We start from the raw sequence: 5,243 nt of genomic DNA on the forward strand, positions 1-5,243 counted from the left end.
GATCACCGCCCACGCCTCATCAGTCAACTCACCACGACGCACCACCGACACATCGTCAACGATCAACCACTACAAGATCGGCAGGACACGCCCTAAGCCACCGCCGACCGATCAACCGGACGCCAAGGCACCACAACCCTCGCTGAACAGGCCCACCCCGGCCCCAGGCAGCTCGGCCCCGACCACGGTCACGCCGAACACACCCGCGTCGACCACGACGGCCGCACCGCCGAGCAGCGGCGCCCCGGAACCCGCCCCCACCGCGACCGGCTCTGCCGCCAACCCCGATGCGAGCGATGCCCCCACCCACGATCGGGACGCGCGCGGCGTGTCTCTGCCGAGCGGCAGCTGGATAGACATCGGCCTGGCCCTGGCCATCGCGGGCGCCGTGGCGCTGGTGTGGGCGCATCGCCAGCGCCGCTACATTCCCCCGCCGCCCACGGCCACTACCCGCACGACCGATCCCGACGTCGCACCGATGCCGCCGGTGATCGGCCAGATCCGCCGAGGACTGCGCCGGCTCACCGCCGGCCACGCCAACGCGCCGACCAGCGACGCCCCCCACACGATCACCGAGGGGGGCGTCGACATGCACACCGACGACCTCGCCGTGGGCAGTGGCGCCGCCACGGAGAACGAAGGCAATGGCACGCACCCCGATACCCGTCCCGGCGCTGACGAGCCGAACCAGGCCGATGCCCGCCGCGAAACCACAGCAGGCGGCGACGTGCCGGTCGTGCCGTCGCTGGCCAACCCGCTGTCGGCTTTGTGGCCGCCCGCCGGACTCGGACTCACCGGTCCCGGTGCGGACGCCGCCGCCCGCGGGTTCCTCGCCGCCGCCCTGGCCGCCGGCGGCCTGCACGACCCCGACGCCCGCACCGAGGTGGTGATGCCGTCCGCGGCCGCGGCCACGCTGCTCGGTCCCGCGGCGGTCAACCTGCCGCGCACACCCCGGCTGACCATCACCACCGGGCTCGACGAAGCCCTTCAGATCCTCGAAGCGCAGACCATGCGCCGCACCCGGCTGCTCGACCGGCACGAGGTGAACACCGTCGCCGAGCTGCGGCACACCGACCCCTACGAGGAGCCGCAGCCACCGATCCTGCTCCTGGCCGAAGCGAGCACCCGCCACGAACGCGCCCGCGTCGCCGCCCTGCTCGCGCAGGGCCAACGCCTGGACATCCACGGGGTGCTGCTCGGCCCGTGGTCCGACGGCAACACCGTCATGGTGGCCGACGACGGCGTCACCACCCCCGCCCACGGAGAGAGCCAGCGCCCTGGCAGGCATCCCGCCGACGTCGGCCGGCTCGCGATCCTCACGCCTGCTGAAACCGCGGACCTGGTGGCCACCCTCGCCGAGTCGCACACCGGCCAACCCCAGCCGCCGCCCCCGACCGAACCCGCCCCACCGCCGCTCCAGGCCGCGACTCCGACCTCGCCGGCGGCCGCGGCCACACCGACAGACACGCCGGTGGTCGCACCGGCTGACACGGACGCCGACGCCGAGCAGGACGTGGAGGCCGGCCACGACCGCAGCGGCGACACCTACAAGACACAGTCCCCGGCGGCGGGTGCCGTTGGCATCACCGACGTCTCGGTTCCCGTTGAGCTGAGCGCCGCAGCCAGCCAGGGCGGCGACGCCCGCCCAACAGACGACGCGACGCCGACAGTCAACCACCGGAGGGCTGCCGTCGGCGGGCGGTCACCAGCCGCAGCCGGCCGGGACGTCGATGCCGAGCTGGTGGGGCAACCCGGACGGGTGGCGGTGAGGGTGCTCGGGATACCCGACATCGTCGACGGCGACCCCCAGCGCAGCCTGCGCGCGAAGTCCCTCGAACTGTACCGCGAGACCGTGCGCCAGGACGCCCTCGACGCCGCTCTGGCCCTCGCCGAGGAACTCGCCGGCCGACCCACGGAACAGCTCGCCGTCCTCGACGCCGCGATCAGCCAGCACCCCTACGCCGAACAGCTGTACCAGGCCGCCATGCGCGCCCGCGCGCAACTCGGCCACCTCGACGCCGTCCGCGCGCTACGCCGGACGTTGACCCGCCGGCTCGCCGAACCCGCCGCCGAACCCGCCGACGACACCCTCGCCCTAGCCGACCAGCTCACCGCCGACCTGCGCCGCGCCGGCCGCGACGCACGGACACGACGCTCCGCCCTCACAGACGGAGCGTCCGCATGAACACCGCACCGCACACCGGCAATCCGACCAGCACCACCACCGCCAGCGCCGCGGCGTCGGCTGACACCGGCGCGCATCTGCGGCGGCTGCGCTGGGCCGTACGGGCCACGCTCACCCTCGGCGTCGCCGCCTCCGTGGCGGCAAACGTCCTGCACGCCCAATCAAACCCGATCAGCCAGATCATCGCCGCATGGCCACCACTGGCGCTGCTGCTCACCGTCGAACTGATCTCCCGCGTCCCGCACCACCGCCGCTCCCTCGGCGCCATCCGGATCATCGCGACCGCCATCATCGCCGCCATCGCGACATGGGTGAGCTACTGGCACCTCGTCGGCGTCGCCACGCGATACGGGGAGACCGAAGCCGCGGCCGCATACCTGCTGCCCATATCCGTCGACGGACTCGTCATCGTCGCCAGCGTCAGCCTCGTCGAGCTCACCGCCAGGATCCGCGCGGCGACACCTGACCAACAGCCTGCGCTGATCGCGTCGCCCGAATTCCCACCGGCCACAGAGCCCACCACCCACGTGATGCGACAGCATTCGGCGCAGCCCGGCACACTCGCTCCCGAGCAGTGCCCCGCCGCTCGGGCGGAGGCTGCGCCACCGGGCACACGGACTCGACGGCCGGTCAGAGCCGTCACTGCACCAACCGCCTCCCCGTCAACCGCTTGCGCACCCACTGCGGCACCTGACGGTGCTCCCCAGGATGCCGGAAACACGACCGACGTCGCTTCCGCTGCGCGCGGCAATGACCAGCCGCCGCAGGCGGCCGATGCCAGCGACCCCGCCACACTCGCCGACACCGCCAACGGGAAGGCGCCCCGCTCCGCGCGCCCGCACCAGCGATCCGCGAACCCACAGCCGATAGATCGGCTTGACGACGCGCAGCGCGTGGATCCACCGCCACGGAGGCCGGACAAGGAACCCAGGACAGAGACGGATACCGCAGAGGGCGCGGTCTCCGACGGGGGACCCGTGCCGCCGGAGACCGTCGGCGCGGTGGCTTACTGGTATCGGCGTGAGCCCAACCTGCACCCAGCCGAGATCGCCGCGCGGATCGGCCGGTCTGAACGCACCGTCCGCCGGTACTGGCCGCCGCCAGCCACCCGCCACCCGTCACCGGCGACAACGTCAGCGACGTAGCCGAGAGCGCCTCCGACGCTGAGGGCGCCGACTCCACACCGGGCCTCACGCAACCAGCTACCCCTCAGCCTGGTTCGTCCGCGTCAGGCCCGCCCGCCAACGACAGACGCGGCGCCTGCCTCGACGACCTGATGGACGAGCTGGTGTCGGCGTACGAGTCAACGTACCCAGCCAGGTACAGCTGAACATGCACAGCGTCGTGTAGACGGACGCTGAGATGAGAGCGGGCAGTTCGTACCTCCAACCGCTCCCGAGCCGACCAGCGGTGCCTCAGCGAGACCCGTGGGTAGTGTCGGTGGCCGTCGTGACGTTCCGTGACCAGCGATGCGCCATCGGCATGGCGGCGCATCCGCTTCTGCCGATGAGCGGTAACCGTGGTCGTGGCTATGCTCCGTCAATGACCGAAACGACTCCACAGCTCAGCGTGCCGGCAGCTCGCACTGAGGTCGAGGCTCTGCTGTCAGTTCTCGAACGCAACCGGCGGACCTTTGCCTGGAAGACCTCAGGTCTGGACGAGAACGGACTGCGCGCGAGAACGGCTGCCAGTGCGATGACACTTGGTGGTCTGATCAAGCATGTGGCGTTGGTCGAAGCGGACTGGCTCGCTGTCAAGCTTGCCGGTCAGGAGTACGGAGCGCCCTGGGACGCAGTGGACTTCGACGCTGACCCTGACTGGGAATGGCGTACTGGAAGCCTGGACGCTCCCGAGGACCTCTACAGAACGTGGCGAGACGCTGTCGAGCGATCGCGCGAATTGGTCGCTGAGGTCGCCGGGAAACGTGGACTCGACGGACCGGCGTCCTTTACCTGGCCGGACGGGCGTACCCCCACCGTCCGCGACATGTTGTTGGACATGATCGAGGAGTACGCGCGACACACAGGCCACGCGGACATCCTGCGTGAGGCCGTGGATGGCCGCGTGGGCGAAGGGGCGCCTGAGAGCTTCACAATCTAGAACGTCCGCATCTGCCGCCGACCGTGCGCGCCGACCAGCGGTGAGTCGTCACGCTCGGTGGTTCCACCCCGGCGCCCCGGCGGCCACCGCCCCACCAAAGCCCCTACCTACAGCGTTGAGCTTCGGCCCCAAACCCCGCTTACGGCTGGAAGTACTCCGACATCAGGCGTCTGACCCATTCCGGCTGCTTGATGTTCACGGGGAGGAACTCTGCCATCGTCGGCTTCAAGTCGATGACCGGGGTGCCCGAGACCGCATCGAGGCCCACCACCGTCAATTCGCGACCGTGGACGGATTCGATGGCGCAGCACGTTACCCCGATGCGGTTCGGTCTGCGGGGGCCGCGGCCAGCGAATACGCCAACGGGCGGGAGGTCGGAACGGCCGCGGTAGGGGCGCGGTTCGCGGTAATCGCCGTGTTCCGGGAACCGGTCGAAGATGAACAGGACCTCCACATGGGAGAAGCCCTCCAGACCCTGGAGGCACGCCTCGCCGAAGCGCTCGTCGATGGTGATCGTGCTGCGGACGGCACCCCAGTTGTCCGTGTGCTGGACATCCGTCCGGTCGTTCCGGACCGCACCTATCGGGGTGATCTCGAAGCTCAGCATGGCGAGAGACTATCCCCACCGCGCCGATACCAGCGTCGAGGCCATCGGCGCCGCCGTCGACCACGCCCGCCGCGATATCCGGATCTGCCGCTGTCCGGGCTCATGCCCAGCGCTGGCCTTCATGGAGGGATTGTCGGACGTGGCCGCTAAGGTCCCCGGGCAGGCCTAGCCGCCGCCGACCGCGGAGGCCGTGATGGAAAGGCAGAACGTCGTGGGCGCATCTGCGTGGAGCTACTTTGTCCCCTACCAGCCGCACCTGGACCGCGCGCTTCAAGAGCTGCGGCAGAGGGTCTTCGCGGAGGGCGACTACTACTGGGGCCTCGGCGCAGACTGGGTGCCTCCGGAGGAGCG

Annotated in this window: 5 protein-coding genes; 3 read left to right on the plus strand and 2 right to left on the minus strand. The window is 70.7% G+C overall.

Going from position 1 to position 5,243, the window contains the following annotated elements:
• Window positions 1-111: 111 nt before the first annotated feature.
• Window positions 112-282: a hypothetical protein gene (locus ACWD6N_RS37320; RefSeq protein ID WP_450006681.1), complete on the minus strand. Its 171-nt coding sequence runs from the start codon at window positions 280-282 to the stop codon at window positions 112-114.
• Window positions 283-328: 46 nt separating this feature from the next.
• Between ACWD6N_RS37320 and ACWD6N_RS37325 the strand changes: the two genes are divergently transcribed.
• The 3 genes from ACWD6N_RS37325 (at window position 329) to ACWD6N_RS37335 (ending at window position 4,285) form a co-directional block, all read left to right on the plus strand.
• Window positions 329-2,185, plus strand: coding sequence for a hypothetical protein (locus ACWD6N_RS37325; protein WP_450006682.1), 1,857 nt, complete (start codon window positions 329-331; stop codon window positions 2,183-2,185).
• Window positions 2,182-3,330, plus strand: coding sequence for a DUF2637 domain-containing protein (locus tag ACWD6N_RS37330; RefSeq protein WP_450006684.1), 1,149 nt, complete (start codon window positions 2,182-2,184; stop codon window positions 3,328-3,330). The genes ACWD6N_RS37325 and ACWD6N_RS37330 overlap by 4 nt, the downstream gene beginning before the upstream one ends.
• 304 nt (window positions 3,331-3,634) lie before the next feature.
• Complete coding sequence (locus ACWD6N_RS37335; protein ID WP_450006686.1) at window positions 3,635-4,285, plus strand: DinB family protein; 651 nt, start codon at window positions 3,635-3,637, stop codon at window positions 4,283-4,285.
• A 139-nt stretch (window positions 4,286-4,424) separates the two neighbouring features.
• Here the strand turns inward: ACWD6N_RS37335 and ACWD6N_RS37340 are convergent, their stop codons facing one another.
• Entirely contained in the window at window positions 4,425-4,892 is a 468-nt protein-coding gene (locus tag ACWD6N_RS37340) for an SAM-dependent methyltransferase (protein WP_450006688.1), read from the minus strand.
• Window positions 4,893-5,243: the final 351 nt, after the last annotated feature.

The sequence above is a fragment of the Micromonospora sp. NPDC005163 genome, assembly GCF_053599835.1.